This is a genomic window from Paracoccus yeei ATCC BAA-599 (genome assembly GCF_000622145.1).
GTDB lineage: Bacteria > Pseudomonadota > Alphaproteobacteria > Rhodobacterales > Rhodobacteraceae > Paracoccus > Paracoccus yeei.
The window spans coordinates 76,396-92,796 of record NZ_JHWH01000020.1 but is presented as its reverse complement, the minus strand read 5'-3'; the positions used below and the strand labels follow the sequence as shown (position 1 = coordinate 92,796).

The window sequence follows — 16,401 nt, the reverse complement described above, 5'->3', positions numbered from 1 at the left end:
ATCATGACGATCCGGGTTTCCTGGGCCTGGACGGCCAGTTCGGTCATGATCGTGGCGAACACGCCCATCCGGATCCACCGCTTCCAGCGGCTGCAGAGCGTCTTCGGCGGGCCATAGGCGGCCGGAGCATGCTTCCACATCAACCCATTGCGCTGGATCAAGATTATCCCGCTCAGAACGCGCCGGTCATCGACCCTCGGCCTGCCTCGGAACTTCGGAAAGAACGGCCGCAGCCGCTCTATCTGCGCATCTGTCAGCCAGTAAAGCGCGCTCATGATCCCTCCCCAAGTCGGGAGTTTGAATCATGCCGCCCGCCGGCGCTCAAGGAAATTTATAGGTCCAGACTCTAGGAACCGCGTCCGCCGCCGCGCGGCTTTGTCATCCGCTCGATCCGGTCGAGGATCGGGGCAAGCCGCCCCCGGTGATAGGTCAGGGCTTCGTAAAGCGCATAGGCTCGTCTCGCCCACCCGACATAGATCCGCGGGCGGCCCGTGATCGCCGCCAGCCGCGCCATCCGGTGCGAGCCGCGGCTGATCGCGGCGCGGGTGCGATAGACCAGCTTTCGGCGCCAGCCGATCCCGGCAGCCTGCGGCGCCACGCGCTTGACGGGGCGAATGCCGCGTTTCGCCCAGGTCAGGCGATAGGCCAGCCCCTCGCGCCGCTGCCGGAACCCCGCCGCCTGCGTCTCGGCCACGAAATCGGCATCGACCTGGTCCAGCGCCAGCCGACCCTCGGCGCGGGCCTCGTCGATCAGGCGCTGGATCAGGGGGGCGCGGACGACCACCACATTGGTGCCCCGGCCGTCCTGGGAATAGGGTTCCACCCAGGCATCGCCGAAGCTGACATCGGCGGTCTCTGCCACCACGTCGTCGCAGAAATTGCAGGCCGGGTTCTGGAAATAGCCCGCGCCCCAGTCGCCGTCGGCCAGGTGGAACCAGTCTTTCTGCACCGTGCCGCCATCCTCCAGCGTCAGATGCGCGGTGTACCAGTTGGCCGGGCGGTTCGCGTCCTTCAGCCGGTATTCGACCGCCCGGACGCGGGCCGGATCGGCGCCAAGCTGCCAGGCGAAGCTGTCGACGAAGCGCGCGCTTTTCATATGGCCGCAGAACAGGCCCAGCATGTGGGTGATCCGGTCCGCCAGCACCGGATCCTGCGCGCGGGCCAGATGCACGGCCTTGATGAAACAGGGAATGCCCACCACCGCATAGCGGCCCGGCATGGCGCGGACTTCCCTCAGCACCTCGGCCAGATGGATCGGGTGATAGCGCGACCGGGCGCCCGCCAGCAGTTCCTGTTCCGACCGGCTGATGCGATAGCCGAAGAAGGGCTGGCCCGGCTGCCCCGGATGGACATGCAGCACCCCGTCGATCTGGCCCCGCCGCATCAGCTCGGCGGCGACCCATGTAACCATGCCGCCTGAACTGCCGCGCTGTCGGAAGGGCGGCTCGGCCACGGCGCCGACATGGCAGCTGATATGGCGGCCGAGGCGGGCGTCGTGCTGCGGTGCGTCGGGAAAGCGGGCGGCTGCGATCTGGTCCTCGTTCGCCGCGAAAGGCGAAAACGGGCAGAGCGCGGCGAAAGCCTCGGTCTGCCGCCGGGTGGCGGGACCGTGCGGTTTCAACTGGCCATACGCATCCCAGGCCATCCCCGCCTCGCCGCCCGACGCGCAGACCCCGCAGCCGATGCACAGATCCGAGGCGACGATCTGCGCGGGGCTGAGCGCGCGGCTCATGCCCGCCCCGCAAGCGCCGCGTCCAGCCAGGCCGCCGATTGCGCGCGCAACGCGGCGATGCGGGCGTGGATCGCATCGGAAACCGGCTCGGCCAGCAGCGCGGCGATGTCGGCGGGGTCGCGATCCTCGAAAGTCAGGTGGCGTTCCGCCCCCAGCAGCGCGGTCAGGTCGCGCACCTTGGTCCAGCGGTAATCCGAGGGCGCGCAGGCCAGCGGCTTGCCGTTCAGCAGCGCAAAGCAGCAGCCGTGGAAATAGGTGGTGGCGACCGCCTGCGCCCCCGCCATCAGCGCCGCGAAGTCCAGCGGCCCGGCATCCAGCCGCTGTTCGTCGGCCCAGTCGTTGCGATAGCCCACGCTGACCATGCGCAGGCCCCGCGCGCGGGCGGCAGCCTGCACGCGATCCGCGAACCAGTCGGGGATGTGGTGGCCATAGACCAGCACATAGGGCGACTCCTCTGCCGGCTGAACCTGGGGCGGGTTCAGCAGCACCGGGTCCAGCACCATCGCCGGCTCTCGCCCCAGGACCCCCGCCACCAGCCCGAAGCTGTTGGCGTCGCGCACCGAGACCGCATCCAGCGCACGCAGGCGTTCCGCCCATTGCGGCTCGATGAAGTCGGCGGCGTAATTGCCGAAGCTGGCGGCATAGGTGACGACGCGCGGGGCGGCCAGCCCCTCGCCCCAGAAGATCGGCTTGCCGCCATACCAGGGATGGCTGAGGTTCAGCACCTCGTCGCTGCCGATCACCGCCAGATCCACCGGCGGCATCGCGGCGGGATCATCCAGGTCGAAGGGCGCGGAGAGCGGCAGCGCCTCGAACGCCTGCACGAACTTGCGCAGCTTGCGGCCATATTGCGCCACGTCGGCGCGCGAGGATCGGTCCGGCGTCAGCGGCTGGAAGGCATAGCGCCATTCGCGCGAGGTCACGTCCCGCGACTGATGATCCAGCAGGACCGCCTTGTGGCCGCGCGCGGAGATGGCCTCGACCAGGCAGCGGGCCTGCCAGTAGCTGCCATAGTTGATGCAGCGGTGAAAGGTCAGCACCCCGACGCGCATCTATCGCCCATAGATCCGGTCGATCACCCGCGCGACCGTGACCAGATGCCGCGCGTCATCGTCAAAGCGCCCCCCCGATGCCAGCCGCGCCAGCCAGTCCACCGCCGCGCGCCCGCCCCAGTCGTCGGGCGGCCCGGCCAGGGGCTCGGCGCGGATGTGACGATGCCGCTCGGCCCGCAGATCGTAGAAGGAACCGTTGACGTTGCGCAGGGATGCGCCGCCTTCGGTGCCGAAGAACTCGGCCGCGATCACCGCCTCGCGCCCCGCCTGAAGGCCCCAGGAGCAGGCGAGGCGGACGACCGTGCCGCCCGCCAGATCCAGCGTGGCTGTGGCGTAATCCTCGACCTGCCGCGCCGGATCGGCCAGCGGCGCGCCCTTGGCGTAAAGCCGGCTTTCGACGCCCGCGACCTCGGGCCAGCCCAGCGACCACAGCGCCAGGTCGATCAGGTGGACGCCCAGGTCGACCACGCAGCCGCCGCCTGACAGCGCGGGGTCATAGAACCAGGGCTTGTCCGGGCCCCAGGCGTTGTGGAAGGTCACGTCAACCCCGAAGACATGGCCCAGGCTGCCCGCGTCCAGCAGCGGGCGGATCGCGGCCATGGCGGCGGTGTGGCGATAGGACAGATCGACGCCCAGCAGGCGGTCGGCGCGGCGGGCGGCCGCGACCACCTGGGCCACCTCGGGCCCGGTGCGGCCCAGGGGCTTCTGGCAGAACACCGCCTTGCCCGCGTTCAGCGCGGCGATGGATTGGTCCGCATGGGCCGCGCTTGGGGTGGCGATCACCACGGCGTCGATGTCGGCGGCCAGCAGCGCGTCAAGTCCGTCCACCCGCCGGGCATCGGGCGCAAGCGTCAGCGCCTCGGCGGCGCAGGCGTCGTCGGGCTCGGCCACCGCGACGATCTCGGCCAGGCCGCTGGCGGCCAGGGCCGCCATCCGGTGCCGCCCGATCCAGCCGGTGCCGAGAAAGCCCAGGCGCGGCCTCACAGCGCCACCCAGGCCTTGACGAAGCCGCCGGGCTTGTCGCGGGTCGCGGCCAGGGCCTCGCCCAGATCCTCCAGCGGATAGGAGCCGGTCAGCAGCGGGCCAAGGTCCAGCCGCCCCTGGGCCAGCGCATCCACCGCCGCCCGCAGCCCCGCCACGCGCACGGCCGCGTCGCGTTCATGCGCGCTGGCGATGTCGATGCCCTTCCAATTCCACATCTGCATGTTCACCTGCCGCGGCCCGTCCTGGTGATAGCCCGCGATCACCAGACGCCCGCCCTCGGCCACCAGGTCCCCGGCCAGATCCAGCGGCCATTGCTTGCCCACGCATTCGATCACCCGCTGGGCCATGTGCCCGTCGGTCAGGCGCTTCACGTCCTCGATGATGCGCCAGTGGTCGTCCATGGGGATGGTTTCCGCAGCACCCATTCTGCGGGCCAGGTCCAGCGTCTCGGCCCGGCGCGAGACGGCGATCACGCGGGCTCCCGCATCCGTTGCCAGCCGGGTCAGGATCGCGCCCAGAAAGCCGATGCCGACGATCGCCACCGTCTGGCCGGCGCGGATGTCCGAGCGCGCGAAGATGTTCAGCGCGCAGGCCACGGGTTCGCCCGGGACCGGCATCCCGTCCAGACTGGCGGGCAGCGGCACCACCATCGCGGCGGGGGCCGTGTCGTATTCGGCATAGGATCGTTCGGTCAGCGCGGTCACGCGGTCCCCGACGGACAGGCCCCCGACCCCCTCGCCCAGGGCCGCGATCCGGCCCCAGCCCTCGTGCCCCATGCCGCCGGGCGCGCCGGGCCAGGTGGACCAGGGCTGGCCCTCCCACGGCTCGACGTTCGAGGCGCAGACGCCGCAGCCCTCCAGCCGGATCAGCACCTCGCCCGGGCCGGGCCGGGGCACCGGCACCCTGGCCAGGGAAAACCGCTGCGGTCCGTCCAGAATGGCGGCGCGCATCAGGGAAGCTTCGATCATGGCTGTCCTTTCGGAACCGAATGGGGGGCGGCGCCGCTTTGTCCGGGGTGGCAGAACAAGGGCGGGCAAGGGACATGGACACGAACGCAATCGGCAGCCAGATGAGCGCGCGGCTGGCCGCCAATATCGAGCGGCTGGCCGAACGCCGCCGACGCGAGGCTGCGGCCGCGCCGCTTGGCGCGCGGATCGCGGCCCGGATCACGGCCTTTACCGGCTCCATGACCTTCGTGGTCCTGCATCTGGTGGTCTACGGCTTCTGGATCGTGGCCAACCTGGGCTGGATACCGGGTGTCACGCCCTGGGACCCGACCTTCGTCATGCTGGCGATGGAGGCCTCGGTCGAGGCGATCTTCCTGTCCACCTTCGTCCTGATCAACCAGAACCGGCAGGCCGAGGCCGCCGACCGGCGCGCCGACCTGGACCTGCACGTGGGCCTTCTGGCCGAGGATGAACTGACCCGGCTGGCCGAGGTCATCCACCGCATCGCCGAGCGACTCGAGGTGCCCTTGGACCAGGCCACCGTGGCCGAGGTCGAAAAGACCGTCGATCCCGACCAGGTGCTGGACGCTCTGGGGTCCAGTGAAGGCGATCCGAAGACGGGCGGTCACGGGGCGGGTGCGCCTTCCGCGATGAAGGATTCGACCGCCTCATAGGCCTCGTCATCGGTCATCTGCTGCGGCGGGTGCTTGCAGAACCAGGCGGCGGGCGCCAGCACCGGGCCGGCCAGCCCCCGGTCGCGCGCAATGGCCGCGCAGCGGATCATGTCGATGGCGACACCGGCCGAGTTCGGGCTGTCCTCGACCGAAAGGCGCAGTTCCAGGTTCATCGGCACGCCGCCGAACAACTCGCCCTCCATCCGCAGGAAGCAGACCTTGTTGTCGTTCTGCCAGGCGACATAGTCCGACGGGCCGACATGGATGTTTTCGTCGGCGATCCGTTCGGCGGCGACCGCCTGGACGGCCTCGGTCTTGGAAATCTTCTTGCTGACCAGCCGGCTGCGGTTCGCCATGTTCAGGAAATCGGTGTTGCCGCCGGTGTTCAGCTGATAGGTCCGGCACAGCTTGACGCCGCGCTTGTGAAACAGGTCGGTCAGCACGCGATGGACGATGGTCGCGCCAAGCTGAGCCTTGATGTCGTCGCCGATGATCGGCACGCCGGCCTTTTCGAAGCGTTCCGCCCAGGCGGGGTCCGAGGCGATGAACACCGGAATGTTGTTGACGAAGGCCACCCCCGCCTCGAGCGCGCATTCGGCATAGAATTCGGTCGCCTGCTGGCTGCCCACGGGCAGGTAGTTCATCAGAACGTCCACCTGCGCATCCCGCAGCGCGGCAACCACGTCCTCGCGCGAGGGTTCGGGTTCGCCCGCGGGCAGGAAGGTGCGTTCGGCCGGGTGGTCGGCCATGTGCTCGGCCACGCCGTCCAGGATGCGGCCCATGCGCACCACGGCGCCGGTGTCGGGCACTTCGGAGGCAAAGACGACGGTGCAGTTCGGGGGCGCGAAGATCGCCTTGGCCACGTCGCGGCCAACCTTGCGCCAGACCGCCGTGGACCGGGTCGAACAGGCGCGGGCGGAACTGGACAAGCGCGGGCTGGTGGCGTGATGGCCAGGACCGACGCATCCGCCGATCCGCGCCCGGTGCTGGTCACCGGCGGCGCGGGCTTCATCGGCTCGAACCTGGCCGACCGGCTGGCGGGCGACGGGCACCGGGTCATCGTCTATGACGCCATGACCCGGCCGGGGGTGGAACGCAACCTCGCCTGGCTGCAAGATCGCCACGACGACCGGATCGAGCATGTCCGGGCCGACATCCGCGACGCCGCCCGCATGGCCGCTGCCGCGCGCGAAGCAAAAGCGGTCTTTCACCTTGCGGCCCAGGTCGCCGTGACCACCAGCATGGTCGAGCCGGTCGAGGACATGACCATCAACCTGATCGGCACGATGAACCTGCTGGAGGCGCTGCGCGCCAAGGGCGACGGCACGCCGCTGGTCTTTGCCTCGACGAACAAGGTCTATGGCGACCTGGCCGATCTGGATTTCGCGCTGGAGGGCGAGGCTTACCTTCCGACCGACGTCCAGGTGCGCGACCACGGCATCGGCGAGGCCCGGCCGCTGGATTTCCACACCCCCTATGGCTGTTCCAAGGGCGCGGCGGACCAGTATGTTCTGGACTATGCCCGCAGCTTCGGCGTGCCCACCTGCGTGTTGCGCATGTCCTGCATCTATGGCCAGCGCCAGATGGGAACCGAGGATCAGGGCTGGGTCGCCCATTTCCTGATCCGCGCGCTGAAGGGCCAGCAGATCACGCTGTTCGGCGATGGCTGCCAGGTGCGCGACATCCTGGACGTGTCGAACGCGGTCGAGGCCTATCTGGCGGCCTGGGACCGGATCGACCAGGTGTCCGGCCGGGTCTTCAACCTGGGCGGCGGGCCCGCGAACGCGGTCAGCCTGCGCCAGCTTCTGGCCTTCGTGGGCCGGATCATCGGACGCCCGGTGGACATCGCCTATTCCGACTGGCGGGCGGGCGACCAGCGGTATTTCGTGGCCGACACGCGCGCGGCGGACCAGGCGCTGGACCTGTCGCCCAAGCTGGACTGGCAGGAGGGCGTGACAAGGCTGGCGCGATGGCTGGCTGCCGAGGGCGGGATCAACCTGCCCATCGGCCAGCCCCTGGCGAAGTCGGCATGATGCGGGTGCTGATGACCACCGACGCGGTGGGCGGGGTCTGGGCCTATGCGCTGGAACTCGCCTCCGCCCTGCGGGTCGAGGTGGTGCTGGCGGTTCTGGGCCCCGCGCCCGACCCCGATCAGCGCGCCGCGGCCGAGGCTGCGGGGGTGCGGCTGATCGAAACCGGCCTGCCGCTCGATTGGCTCAGCGACGGTCCCGCAGCGGTGCTGTCGGCGGCCGAGGCGGTCGCGCGGATGGCGCACGAGGAGGGCGCGGATCTGGTGCATCTGAACGCCCCGGCTCTGGCCGTGGCGCGCCATGACCGGCCGGTCGTCGCCGTGAACCACGGCTGCCTTGGCACCTGGTGGGACGCGGCGCGCGGCGGGGCGGTCGATCCGGCGCTGGCCTGGCTGCCCGAACTGGTCGGCCGGGGCCTGCGCGCCGCCGACCGCGTCGTGGCGCCGACCCGCGCCTATGCCGAGGCGACGGCTCGCCGCTATGGCCTGCCCTTGCTGCCGGCGGTGGTCCATAACGGCCGCACCGCCCTGCCCCTGCCCCCGGCGCAGCCGTTTCCCGGCGCGCTGACGGTCGGCAGGCTTTGGGACGAGGTCAAGGATACCGCCACCCTGGACGCCGTGGCCGCGCGGCTGAATGCGCCCTTCGTCGCCATCGGCGCCACCCGCGCGCCCCATGGCGCCACGGTCGCGGCCACGCATCTGCAAGCCACCGGCCCCCTGCCGGCCGAGGTCATCGGCCATTGGCTGGCCCGCCGCCCGGTCTTTGTCAGCGCCGCCCGGTTCGAGCCCTTTGGCCTGGCGGTCCTGGAAGCCGCGCAGGCCGGTTGCCCGCTGGTGCTGTCGGACATCCCGACCTTTCGCGAACTCTGGGACGGAGCGGCGTCCTTCGTTGCGCCTGGCGACGCGCAGGGCTTTGCCGACGCCATCGCCGCGCTTCTGGCCGACCCGGCTTGCCACGCCGCGCAGGGCAACTCCGCCCGTCAGCGCGCCGCCCGCTACACCCCCGCCGCGATGGCCGAGCAGATGGCCAAGATCTATCGCGACGCGCTTGCCAGACGGACCCAGGCCGCATGAAGATCGTCTATTTCACCCATTCGCTGCAAAGCTGCTGGAACCACGGCAACGCCCATTTCCTGCGCGGCGTGCTGCGGGAACTGGCCGCAGCGGGCCACCATGTCCGCGCGCTGGAGCCGCAAGGCGCCTGGAGCCTGGAAAACCTGCTGCGCGATCACGGGCCTGCGGGGCTGGAGCCCTTCCGCCGGAACTATCCCGACCTGTCGGTCGAAACCTATAACCCCGCCGCCGATCCGGTCGATCTGGCGGGCGACGCCGATCTGGTCATCGTCCATGAATGGAACGACCCCGCGCTGGCCGCGACCCTGGGCCGGGCGCGCCAACAGGGCGCCCGCTTCAAGCTGCTGTTCCACGACACCCACCACCGCGCCGTCAGCGACCCGGATGCGATCCGCGCCTTCGACCTGTCGGGCTTCGACGGCGTTCTGGCCTTTGGCGAGGCGCTGAGCGCGGTCTATCGCCGCTGGGGCTGGGTCGACCGCGTCTGGACCTGGCACGAGGCCGCCGACACCCGCCTGTTCCACCCGCCTGCGCAGGAGACCGCGCGCGAAGGGCTGGTCTGGATCGGCAACTGGGGCGACGGCGAACGGACCGAGGAGCTTGAGACCTTCCTGTTCCGCCCAGGCCGCGAGGCGAACCTGCCGCTCGACATCTACGGCGTGCGCTATCCGGCCGATGCCCTGGCGACGCTGGACCGTTACGGCGTGCGCTATCACGGCTGGGCGCCGAACGCGGCGGCACCCGAAATCTTTGCGCGCCACATGGCGACCGTCCATGTCCCGCGCCGCTTCTATACCACGATGCTGCCCGGCATCCCCACCATCCGCGTCTTCGAGGCGCTGGCCTGCGGCATCCCGCTAGTCTCGGCCCCCTGGCAGGACAGCGAAGCCCTGTTCCGCCCCGGCCAAGACTTTCTGTTCGCCCGCGACGGTGCGGAAATGACCGCCCATCTGCGCGACCTCGCCCATGATGCCGACCTGCGCGCCGCGCTGGCGGCGCATGGGCTGGAGACCATCCGCGCCCGCCACACCTGCGCCCATCGCGCGCAGGAACTTCTGTCCATTGCCGGAACGCTCGGCCTGAACCACGGAGCTTCTGCCGCATGAAGATCGCATTCTACGGATCCAGCCTGCTGTCCTCCTATTGGAACGGTGCCGCCACCTATTACCGCGGCATCCTGGGCGAACTCGCCCGGCGCGGCTACCAGATCACCTTCTACGAACCCGACGCCTTCGACCGCCAGCAGCACCGCGACATCGACCCGCCGGACTGGTGCCGCTCGGTCGTCTATCCCGCGACCGAGGACGCCATGCGCGGCGTCCTGGCCGAGGCGGCCGACGCCGATATCGTGGTCAAGGCCAATGGCGTCGGCGTCTTCGACCGGGAACTGCTGGACGGCGTGGTCGCGGGTGCAAAACCCGGCGCGCTCAAGATCTTCTGGGACGTGGATGCGGCGGCCACATTGGACGAAATGCGGGCGGCCCCGGACCATCCGGTGCGCCGGGCGCTGCCCGCCCTCGACATGGTGCTGACCTATGGCGGCGGCCCGCCCGTGGTGGACGCCTATCGCGGCTTCGGCGCGAAGCTGTGCGAGCCGGTCTATAACGCCTTGGACCCGGATACCCACCACCCCGCCCCCGCCGACCCGAAATTCGCCTCGGATCTCGCCTTTCTGGGCAACCGCCTGCCCGACCGCGAGGCGCGGGTCGAGGAGTTCTTCCTGAAGCCCGCCGCCATGCTGGCGGATCGCAGTTTCCTGATCGGCGGCAACGGCTGGGACAGCAAGCCGATGCCGGGCAATGTCCGCCACCTGGGCCATGTCTATACGGCCGAACACAACGCCTTCAACTGCACGCCGCTGGCTGTCCTGAACGTCGCGCGCGACAGCATGGCGCATGTGGGCTTTTCCCCTGCCACCCGCGTCTTTGAAGCCGCCGGTGCCGCCGCATGCCTGATCACCGACGCCTGGGAGGGGATCGAGCAGTTCCTGACCCCCGACGCCGAGGTTCTGGTGGCCCGCGACGGGCAGGACGTGGCCGACCATCTGGCGGCGCTGACGCCGGAACGGGCGAGAGAGATCGGCCAGGCGGCGCTGGCGCGGGTCAAGGCGGAACACACCTATGCCCTGCGCGGTGCGCAGGTGGACGCGCTGTTCAAGGCACAGGCGAAGGGAATGGCGGCATGAAGCTGGTCGTCCTGGGCCTGTCGCTGTCGTCGTCCTGGGGCAATGGCCACGCGACGACCTTTCGCGCGCTGCTGAAATCCTTTGCCCGGCGCGGCCATCAGGTGCTGTTCCTGGAACGCGACGTGCCCTGGTATGCCGGGCAGCGCGACCTGACCGCCCCCGACTGGTGCCGGCTGGAATTCTATGAGGGGCTGCCCGCGCTGGATCGCTGGCGGGACGAGATCGCGGCGGCGGATGCGGTGATCGTCGGCAGCTACGTCCCCCAAGGCGTCGAGGTCGCGCGCCGCGTGCAGGGCTGGGCGGGGGGCGTGGCGGCCTTCTACGACATCGACACGCCGGTCACGCTGGCCAAGCTGGAACGGGGCGATCACGAATACCTCTCGCCCGAGGTGATCCCCGGTTTCGATGTGTATCTGTCCTTCACCGGCGGCCCGACCCTGCGCCATATCGAAACCCGCTATGGCGCGCCGATGGCGCGGGCGCTTTACTGCTCGGTGGACCTGGACCTTTACGGCCCGCGCGACGTGCCGATCCGCTGGGACCTGTCCTATCTTGGCACCTACAGCGACGACCGCCAGCCCACGCTGGAGCGGCTGCTGCTGGAACCCGCCCGGAGCCGCCCCGACCTGCGTTTCGTGGTGGCCGGGCCGCAATATCCCGCCGGCATCGACTGGCCCGGCAATGTCGAACGCATCGAACATTGCCCGCCCGCCGACCATGCGGCCTTCTATTCGGCCAGCCGCTTCACCCTGAACGTCACGCGGGCGGACATGATCCGGGCGGGCTATTCGCCCTCGGTCCGGGTGTTCGAGGCCGGAGCCTGCGCCACGCCCATCATCTCGGACCGTTGGGAGGGGATCGAGACGCTGTTCCGGCCGGGGTCCGAGATCGTGCTGGCCGATGGCCCGGCCGATGTCCTGGCGGCGCTGGACGGCGATGCGGCCGCGATGGGCCGGGCCGCCAGCGCGCGGATCGGGGCCGGCCATTCGTCCGATCACCGCGCCGCCGAACTGGAATCGCATCTGGCCGAGGCCGCACATCGAAAGACCCGCCCCCGGCCGGTCGCAACAGCGGAGGGATGAACGCATGAGAAAGCAGACCGACCTGGATCACGGCCCCCGCGGAACGGTGGAGGCGCTGGCCCTGAACGTCGTCGCCGGCGGTGCGGGCTTCATCGGATCGCACCTGTGCCGCGCGCTGCTGGATCAGGGGGAAGCGGTCCTCTGCCTCGACAACCTGCAGACCGCCCGGCCCTCGAACCTGCGGGCGCTGGAGGGCCAGCCCCGCTTTCGCTTTCTGCACCACGACATCAGCCAGCCGCTGCCTGCCGAGCTGCTGCGGATGGCGCCGCGCATCCACCGCGTCTGGAACCTGGCATGCCCGGCCTCGCCGCCCCATTATCAGCGCGATCCCGAACACACGATGATGACCAATGTGGTCGGCACCAACAACCTGCTGCACCTGGCCGAGGCGGCCGGGGCCCGGTTCCTGCTGACCTCGACCAGCGAGGTCTATGGCGACCCCGAGATCCACCCGCAGGCCGAGAGTTACCGCGGCCATGTGAACTGCACCGGCCCCCGCGCCTGCTATGACGAGGGCAAGCGCGCCGCCGAGACGCTGGCCTTCGACTATGCCCGCGCGGGCCGCGCGCAGGTGCGCGTCGCCCGCATCTTCAACACCTACGGCCCCAACATGGACCCCTGCGACGGGCGCGTGGTGTCGAACCTGATCTGCCAGGCGCTGCGCGGGGACGAACTGACGGTCTATGGCGACGGCAGCCAGACCCGCAGCTTCTGCTATGTCTCGGACATGGTGGCGGGGCTTCTGGCGCTGATGGAGGCCGATTTCGACGGGATGGAGCCGGTGAACCTGGGCAATCCCCAGGAACTCACGGTGAACAAGCTTCTGGCCCATGTTCTGAAGCTAACCGGCACGCGCGCCCCTGTGGTCAATCGCCCGTTGCCGATCGACGATCCGCGCCGGCGCCGGCCCGACATCGGCCGCGCCGCCGCATTGCTGGGCTGGTCCCCCCGCACGCCCCTGGCCGAGGGGCTGGCCGCCACCTGCGCCTGGTTCGCCGAGGAACTGGACGAGCGCCGGCCTGCCGCCAAGGCGGCCGAATAGGCGAAGGGCCCGGCCGTGGGCGATCCCTGGACGCGGGCGATGCGGCGCGGCGATTTCGCCGCTGCCTGGGACATCGCGGCGCAAGGCCTGTCCCTGCGCGACCCGGCCGGGCGCGACGATCCGGCGCTGCCCTATCACCTGCGCTGGGTCTGGGACGGACGCGCCTTCGACGGGCGGGACGTGCTGGTGCGCTGCTATCACGGCCTGGGCGACACGCTGATGTTTCCCGCTTCCTGCCGCTGATGGCCCGCCGCGCCGCTCGCCTGACGGTCGAGATGCAGCCGCATCTGCTGGCGCTGTTCCAGGACGTGCCGGGCATCGGGCGGCTGGTGCCTTTCGATCCGGCCCGGCCGCTGCCGCCGCAAGACTGCGACCTCGAGATCATGGAGCTGCCGCTGGCGCTGCGCGCGGGCCCGGCGGACGCCCCCCTGATGGCGCCGGCGATCGCCCCCGCGCCGCTGCCGCCCGGAACGCTGGCGCTGTGCTGGGGGGCGGGCGACTGGGACCCCGACCGATCCGTGCCCGAGCCGATGTTCGCGCCGTTCTGCCGGGGCCCTGCCCTGTCCCTGATGCCGGGGCCGACCGCGCTGCCGGTGCTGAACCCGCAGGGGTGCCCCCTGGACATCCGGCGCACCGCCGAACTGGTCGCCGGGGCGGCGGGGGTCGTCACGGTGGACACGATGATCGCCCATCTGGCCGGGATGCTGGGGCAGCCGGTGTGCCTGCTGGTCAAGCACCGGCCGGACTGGCGCTGGCCCGTCCGGGGCCGGCGCACGCCCTGGTATCCGACCATGCGCGTCTGGCGCCAGCCCGCCCCCGGCGACTGGGCGGGCGCCATCGGCCCGGCGGCGGCCGCGCTGGACGGCCTGCCCGGGCCTTTGCCCATGGAAAAGGGGATCGCATGACCTTGGAGCCGCGCACCGCGCCGCTTGTCCCGGTGTCCTGGGGCGAGCTGCTGGACAAGATCACCATCCTGGAGATCAAGGCCGACCGCATCGAGGACGCAGCCGCCCGCGCCAACGTCGCCCGCGAGCTGGCCCTGCTGCGCGAGGTCGCGGCGCCGGTCCTTCCGCAGCCGGGCCTTGCCGCGCTGATCGAGGCCCTGCGCAGCATCAACTGCGCCCTGTGGGAGATCGAGGACGCGATCCGCGCCCGCGATGCCGCCGCACGCTTCGACGCCGAATTCATCCGGCTGGCGCGCGCGGTCTATCTGACGAACGACGAACGGGCGGCGCTCAAGCGCAAGATCAACGTCCTGCTGCGCTCGGTCCTGGTCGAGGAGAAGTCGTACGGAAGGCCTCCGGCCGCCGAGCCCGACGCGGGGGGCCGGACGCGTTGACCGCCGCAGCCGCCGGGGTTTTCCGCAGCGCAAGGGGCAACGCCGGGCGGTCCGCCCGGATGGGTCAGTAGGATGCCACCGGGCTTGCCGGCCCATCGTCGCGCTCGGCCGCGCTGGCGCGGGCGCCGGCGATCAGCAGCGAGATGTCGTTCGGCCCGACCATGAAGCGATAACCAAGCGCCCGCAGTTCGGCCCAGCCGCGGCCGGCGCCCAGGATGGTCGCCAATGGCTTGCCCGCCGCCGCAGCCCCCGCCTCGATCCGCCTGAGCAACTCTTGCGGGGCGGGCTCCTCCATGCGCTCGAGGTGGTCGATCGAACCGGCAAGGTCGTTCGGGCCGATGAAGATCATGTCCACGCCCGCGACGGCCGCGATCTCGGGCAGGTTCTCGACCGCCTCGACATGCTCGCATTGCAGCATCAGCAGCAGTTCCTCGGCGGCCTCGTGCCGGGCATAGCCGGGCCGCGCGCCCCAGTCCGAGGCGCGCAGGATCGGCGCCGCATATCCCCGCCGCCCCAGCCCGGGATAGCGGCAGGAGGCCACGATCCCGCGCGCTTGTTCGGCCGTGTTCACCATGGGCACGATCAGCGAGCGGAAGCCCCGGTCCAGCACCCGCTTCAGCGTGGTGTCCGACCCGTCCGGCACCCGCAGCACCACCTCGCCGCCGGCGGCCTCGACGGCGCGGGCGACGGCCACCCAGTCGTCCAGGTCGCCCACGCCATGTTCGCCGTCGATGACCAGCGTGGTCCAGCCATGGCGCACCATGATCTCGGCGACGTCGGGGTTGCCCAGTTCAAGCCAGGCGGCGGCGACCTGTTCGCCCGCCGCGATCCGTTGCTTCAGCCGGTTCATGCCTTGTCCTCCATGTCGAACACCTTGCCGGGGTTGAGAATGCCCTGCGGGTCCATCGCCGCCTTGAGCCGCCGCATCAGCGCCAGTTCCTGCGGGCTCCGCGTGTGGCCGAGATAGGATTTCTTCAGCAGGCCGATGCCGTGTTCGGCCGAGATCGTGCCGTCGAAATCGCGCACCGTTTCATAGACCGCCGCCGAGATCAGGCCCATCGGCTGCCCCGAGGCGCCGCGCGACAGCGCCACCAGATGCAGGTTGCCGTCGCCGATATGGCCGTAATAGACCGAGAACGCATTCGGGACGCGCTCGGCCACCCGTGCCTTGCAGGCCTTGGCGAAATCGTCCATCCGGGCCACCGGCAGGCCCACGTCGAAGGCGACATGCGGGCCGAGCCGGCTGCCGAATTCCGAACAGGCGTCGCGCATCGCCCAGAAGGCCGCCACGTCGCCCATGCTTTGCGACACGGCGGCGTCGCCGATCAGCCCGGCCTCGAACTGGCTTTCGATCCAGGACTGGAAGCGGGGACCGTCCACCGCCTCGGACAGGCCCTGCGCCTCGATCAGCACGTAAAGGGCATGGCGCCCGGCCAGGGGCGCGCGAACGCCGACCGTTTCGGTGACCTCGTGCCAGTAATCGTCCCACATCACCTCGAAGGCCGACAGCATCGGCCCAAGCCCGCGCCGGGCCGCGCCGAGCAGCGCGACCACGTCCGCATAGCTTTCCATGCCGCACAGCGCCGCGTTGACGCAGCCGGGCTTGGGCTGCATGCGCAGGACCGCGCGGGTGATGATGCCCAGCGTGCCTTCGGAGCCGATGAACAGCTGCTTCAGGTCATAGCCGGCGTTGTTCTTGATCATCTTGTTCAGGCTGGTGACCAGCGTGCCGTCGGGCAGGACGTATTCCAGCCCCAGCACCATCTCGCGCGCCATGCCATAGCGGATCACCCGGTTGCCGCCGGCGTTGGTGCCCAGGTTGCCGCCGATCTGGCACGAGCCCCTGGCGCCCAGGTCCAGCGGGACCAGGAAACCCGCCTCGTCGGCGGCGCGCTGGATCACCTCGAGCGGCGTGCCGGCCCGCACCGTCATGGTCGAGGCGGCGGGGTCCATTTCCTCGATCCCGGCCAGCCGCTCCAGCGACAGCATGACTGCGCCGGCCAGCGGATGGGCGCCGCCCGCCAGCCCCGTCAGCCCGCCCTGAGGCACGACCGCGACGCCGTGCCGGGCGCAGATCCGCACCGCCTCGGCCACGCCCTGGGGCGTGTCGGGACGCAGCACGGCCAGCGGCGTCTCGGGGGGCAGATAGCTGGTGTCCTGCAGGTTGCGGGCAGGAATGGCGTCGCCTTGCAGAAGCGCGGCAGGGGGGAACGCTGCCGCCAGGGCAGCAAGGCAGGCATCGGGCTGGGCGGGCATGGTCG

General features: G+C 70.5%; 18 protein-coding genes. 10 read left to right on the top strand and 8 right to left on the bottom strand.

Annotated features, from left to right (window positions below; all coding sequences use genetic code 11):
- The 5 genes from BU28_RS0112440 to BU28_RS0112420 form a co-directional block, all read right to left on the bottom strand.
- Positions 1-275: IS5/IS1182 family transposase (locus tag BU28_RS0112440; RefSeq protein WP_028719772.1), on the bottom strand; the 275-nt coding region annotated here is incomplete at its 3' end.
- Positions 276-346: 71 nt separating this feature from the next.
- Positions 347-1,732, bottom strand: coding sequence for a Coenzyme F420 hydrogenase/dehydrogenase, beta subunit C-terminal domain (locus BU28_RS22890; RefSeq protein ID WP_051578173.1), 1,386 nt, complete (start codon positions 1,730-1,732; stop codon positions 347-349).
- Positions 1,729-2,784 (bottom strand): polysaccharide pyruvyl transferase family protein, encoded by a 1,056-nt coding sequence (locus BU28_RS0112430; RefSeq protein WP_028719771.1) that lies wholly within the window; start codon positions 2,782-2,784, stop codon positions 1,729-1,731. The genes BU28_RS22890 and BU28_RS0112430 overlap by 4 nt, the downstream gene beginning before the upstream one ends.
- A complete protein-coding gene (locus BU28_RS0112425) occupies positions 2,785-3,768 on the bottom strand; it encodes a Gfo/Idh/MocA family protein (protein ID WP_051578172.1) in 984 nt (327 codons plus the stop codon).
- Positions 3,765-4,736 (bottom strand): MDR/zinc-dependent alcohol dehydrogenase-like family protein, encoded by a 972-nt coding sequence (locus BU28_RS0112420; protein ID WP_036762777.1) that lies wholly within the window; start codon positions 4,734-4,736, stop codon positions 3,765-3,767. The genes BU28_RS0112425 and BU28_RS0112420 overlap by 4 nt, the downstream gene beginning before the upstream one ends.
- A gap of 74 nt (positions 4,737-4,810) precedes the next feature.
- On the opposite strand from BU28_RS0112420, the gene BU28_RS22885 reads away from it, so the two are divergent.
- Positions 4,811-5,389, top strand: a complete 579-nt coding sequence (locus BU28_RS22885; protein ID WP_051578171.1) for a DUF1003 domain-containing protein — start codon at positions 4,811-4,813, stop codon at positions 5,387-5,389.
- Here BU28_RS22885 and BU28_RS26325 read toward each other — a convergent pair.
- Positions 5,341-6,318 carry an inositol-3-phosphate synthase gene (locus tag BU28_RS26325; protein ID WP_051578170.1) on the bottom strand — a complete coding sequence of 326 codons (978 nt, stop codon included), beginning with the start codon at positions 6,316-6,318 and terminating at the stop codon, positions 5,341-5,343. The two genes, BU28_RS22885 and BU28_RS26325, sit on opposite strands and share 49 nt — an antisense overlap.
- A gap of 18 nt (positions 6,319-6,336) precedes the next feature.
- On the opposite strand from BU28_RS26325, the gene BU28_RS0112405 reads away from it, so the two are divergent.
- From BU28_RS0112405 to BU28_RS0112370, 9 genes are read left to right on the top strand one after another with little or no spacing between them, the layout of a single operon-like run.
- On the top strand, positions 6,337-7,422 hold the full coding sequence (locus BU28_RS0112405) for an SDR family NAD(P)-dependent oxidoreductase (RefSeq protein ID WP_028719768.1): 1,086 nt from the start codon (positions 6,337-6,339) through the stop codon (positions 7,420-7,422).
- Positions 7,419-8,492, top strand: coding sequence for a glycosyltransferase family 4 protein (locus BU28_RS0112400; protein WP_028719767.1), 1,074 nt, complete (start codon positions 7,419-7,421; stop codon positions 8,490-8,492). Before BU28_RS0112405 ends, BU28_RS0112400 begins: the two co-directional genes overlap by 4 nt.
- Complete coding sequence (locus BU28_RS0112395; RefSeq protein ID WP_028719766.1) at positions 8,489-9,598, top strand: CgeB family protein; 1,110 nt, start codon at positions 8,489-8,491, stop codon at positions 9,596-9,598. The genes BU28_RS0112400 and BU28_RS0112395 overlap by 4 nt, the downstream gene beginning before the upstream one ends.
- On the top strand, positions 9,595-10,677 hold the full coding sequence (locus tag BU28_RS0112390; protein ID WP_028719765.1) for a CgeB family protein: 1,083 nt from the start codon (positions 9,595-9,597) through the stop codon (positions 10,675-10,677). The genes BU28_RS0112395 and BU28_RS0112390 overlap by 4 nt, the downstream gene beginning before the upstream one ends.
- Complete coding sequence (locus BU28_RS0112385) at positions 10,674-11,759, top strand: CgeB family protein (protein ID WP_028719764.1); 1,086 nt, start codon at positions 10,674-10,676, stop codon at positions 11,757-11,759. The genes BU28_RS0112390 and BU28_RS0112385 overlap by 4 nt, the downstream gene beginning before the upstream one ends.
- Positions 11,760-11,763: 4 nt before the next feature.
- Positions 11,764-12,801, top strand: a complete 1,038-nt coding sequence (locus BU28_RS0112380) for a UDP-glucuronic acid decarboxylase family protein (RefSeq protein ID WP_081791371.1) — start codon at positions 11,764-11,766, stop codon at positions 12,799-12,801.
- 15 nt (positions 12,802-12,816) lie between these two features.
- Positions 12,817-13,044 carry a hypothetical protein gene (locus tag BU28_RS26105; RefSeq protein WP_051578169.1) on the top strand — a complete coding sequence of 76 codons (228 nt, stop codon included), beginning with the start codon at positions 12,817-12,819 and terminating at the stop codon, positions 13,042-13,044.
- Complete coding sequence (locus BU28_RS22875; RefSeq protein WP_051578168.1) at positions 13,044-13,706, top strand: hypothetical protein; 663 nt, start codon at positions 13,044-13,046, stop codon at positions 13,704-13,706. The genes BU28_RS26105 and BU28_RS22875 overlap by 1 nt, the downstream gene beginning before the upstream one ends.
- Positions 13,703-14,140 carry a DUF6165 family protein gene (locus BU28_RS0112370; protein ID WP_028719762.1) on the top strand — a complete coding sequence of 146 codons (438 nt, stop codon included), beginning with the start codon at positions 13,703-13,705 and terminating at the stop codon, positions 14,138-14,140. Before BU28_RS22875 ends, BU28_RS0112370 begins: the two co-directional genes overlap by 4 nt.
- A 64-nt stretch (positions 14,141-14,204) precedes the next feature.
- Here the strand turns inward: BU28_RS0112370 and BU28_RS0112365 are convergent, their stop codons facing one another.
- Both BU28_RS0112365 and BU28_RS0112360 read right to left on the bottom strand, forming a co-directional pair.
- The gene (locus BU28_RS0112365) at positions 14,205-14,990 is read right to left on the bottom strand and encodes an HpcH/HpaI aldolase family protein (RefSeq protein ID WP_028719761.1); all 786 of its coding nucleotides are present in this window, start codon (positions 14,988-14,990) and stop codon (positions 14,205-14,207) included.
- A complete protein-coding gene (locus BU28_RS0112360) occupies positions 14,987-16,396 on the bottom strand; it encodes an FAD-binding oxidoreductase (protein WP_028719760.1) in 1,410 nt (469 codons plus the stop codon). Before BU28_RS0112360 ends, BU28_RS0112365 begins: the two co-directional genes overlap by 4 nt.
- Positions 16,397-16,401: the final 5 nt, after the last annotated feature.

Excerpts from the sequence above, each read along its gene's own strand:
- BU28_RS0112400 (WP_028719767.1), top strand. The coding sequence starts at position 7,419 with ATGATGCGGGTGCTGATGACCACCGACGCGGTGGGCGGGGTCTGGGCC.
- BU28_RS22885 (WP_051578171.1), top strand. The coding sequence starts at position 4,811 with ATGGACACGAACGCAATCGGCAGCCAGATGAGCGCGCGGCTGGCCGCC.
- BU28_RS0112420 (WP_036762777.1), bottom strand. The coding sequence starts at position 4,736 with ATGATCGAAGCTTCCCTGATGCGCGCCGCCATTCTGGACGGACCGCAG.
- BU28_RS0112405 (WP_028719768.1), top strand. The coding sequence starts at position 6,337 with ATGGCCAGGACCGACGCATCCGCCGATCCGCGCCCGGTGCTGGTCACC.
- BU28_RS0112380 (WP_081791371.1), top strand. The coding sequence starts at position 11,764 with ATGAGAAAGCAGACCGACCTGGATCACGGCCCCCGCGGAACGGTGGAG.
- BU28_RS0112395 (WP_028719766.1), top strand. The coding sequence starts at position 8,489 with ATGAAGATCGTCTATTTCACCCATTCGCTGCAAAGCTGCTGGAACCAC.
- BU28_RS0112390 (WP_028719765.1), top strand. The coding sequence starts at position 9,595 with ATGAAGATCGCATTCTACGGATCCAGCCTGCTGTCCTCCTATTGGAAC.
- BU28_RS22875 (WP_051578168.1), top strand. The coding sequence starts at position 13,044 with ATGGCCCGCCGCGCCGCTCGCCTGACGGTCGAGATGCAGCCGCATCTG.
- BU28_RS0112385 (WP_028719764.1), top strand. The coding sequence starts at position 10,674 with ATGAAGCTGGTCGTCCTGGGCCTGTCGCTGTCGTCGTCCTGGGGCAAT.
- BU28_RS0112360 (WP_028719760.1), bottom strand. The coding sequence starts at position 16,396 with ATGCCCGCCCAGCCCGATGCCTGCCTTGCTGCCCTGGCGGCAGCGTTC.
- BU28_RS0112370 (WP_028719762.1), top strand. The coding sequence starts at position 13,703 with ATGACCTTGGAGCCGCGCACCGCGCCGCTTGTCCCGGTGTCCTGGGGC.
- BU28_RS0112430 (WP_028719771.1), bottom strand. The coding sequence starts at position 2,784 with ATGCGCGTCGGGGTGCTGACCTTTCACCGCTGCATCAACTATGGCAGC.
- BU28_RS22890 (WP_051578173.1), bottom strand. The coding sequence starts at position 1,732 with ATGAGCCGCGCGCTCAGCCCCGCGCAGATCGTCGCCTCGGATCTGTGC.
- BU28_RS0112365 (WP_028719761.1), bottom strand. The coding sequence starts at position 14,990 with ATGAACCGGCTGAAGCAACGGATCGCGGCGGGCGAACAGGTCGCCGCC.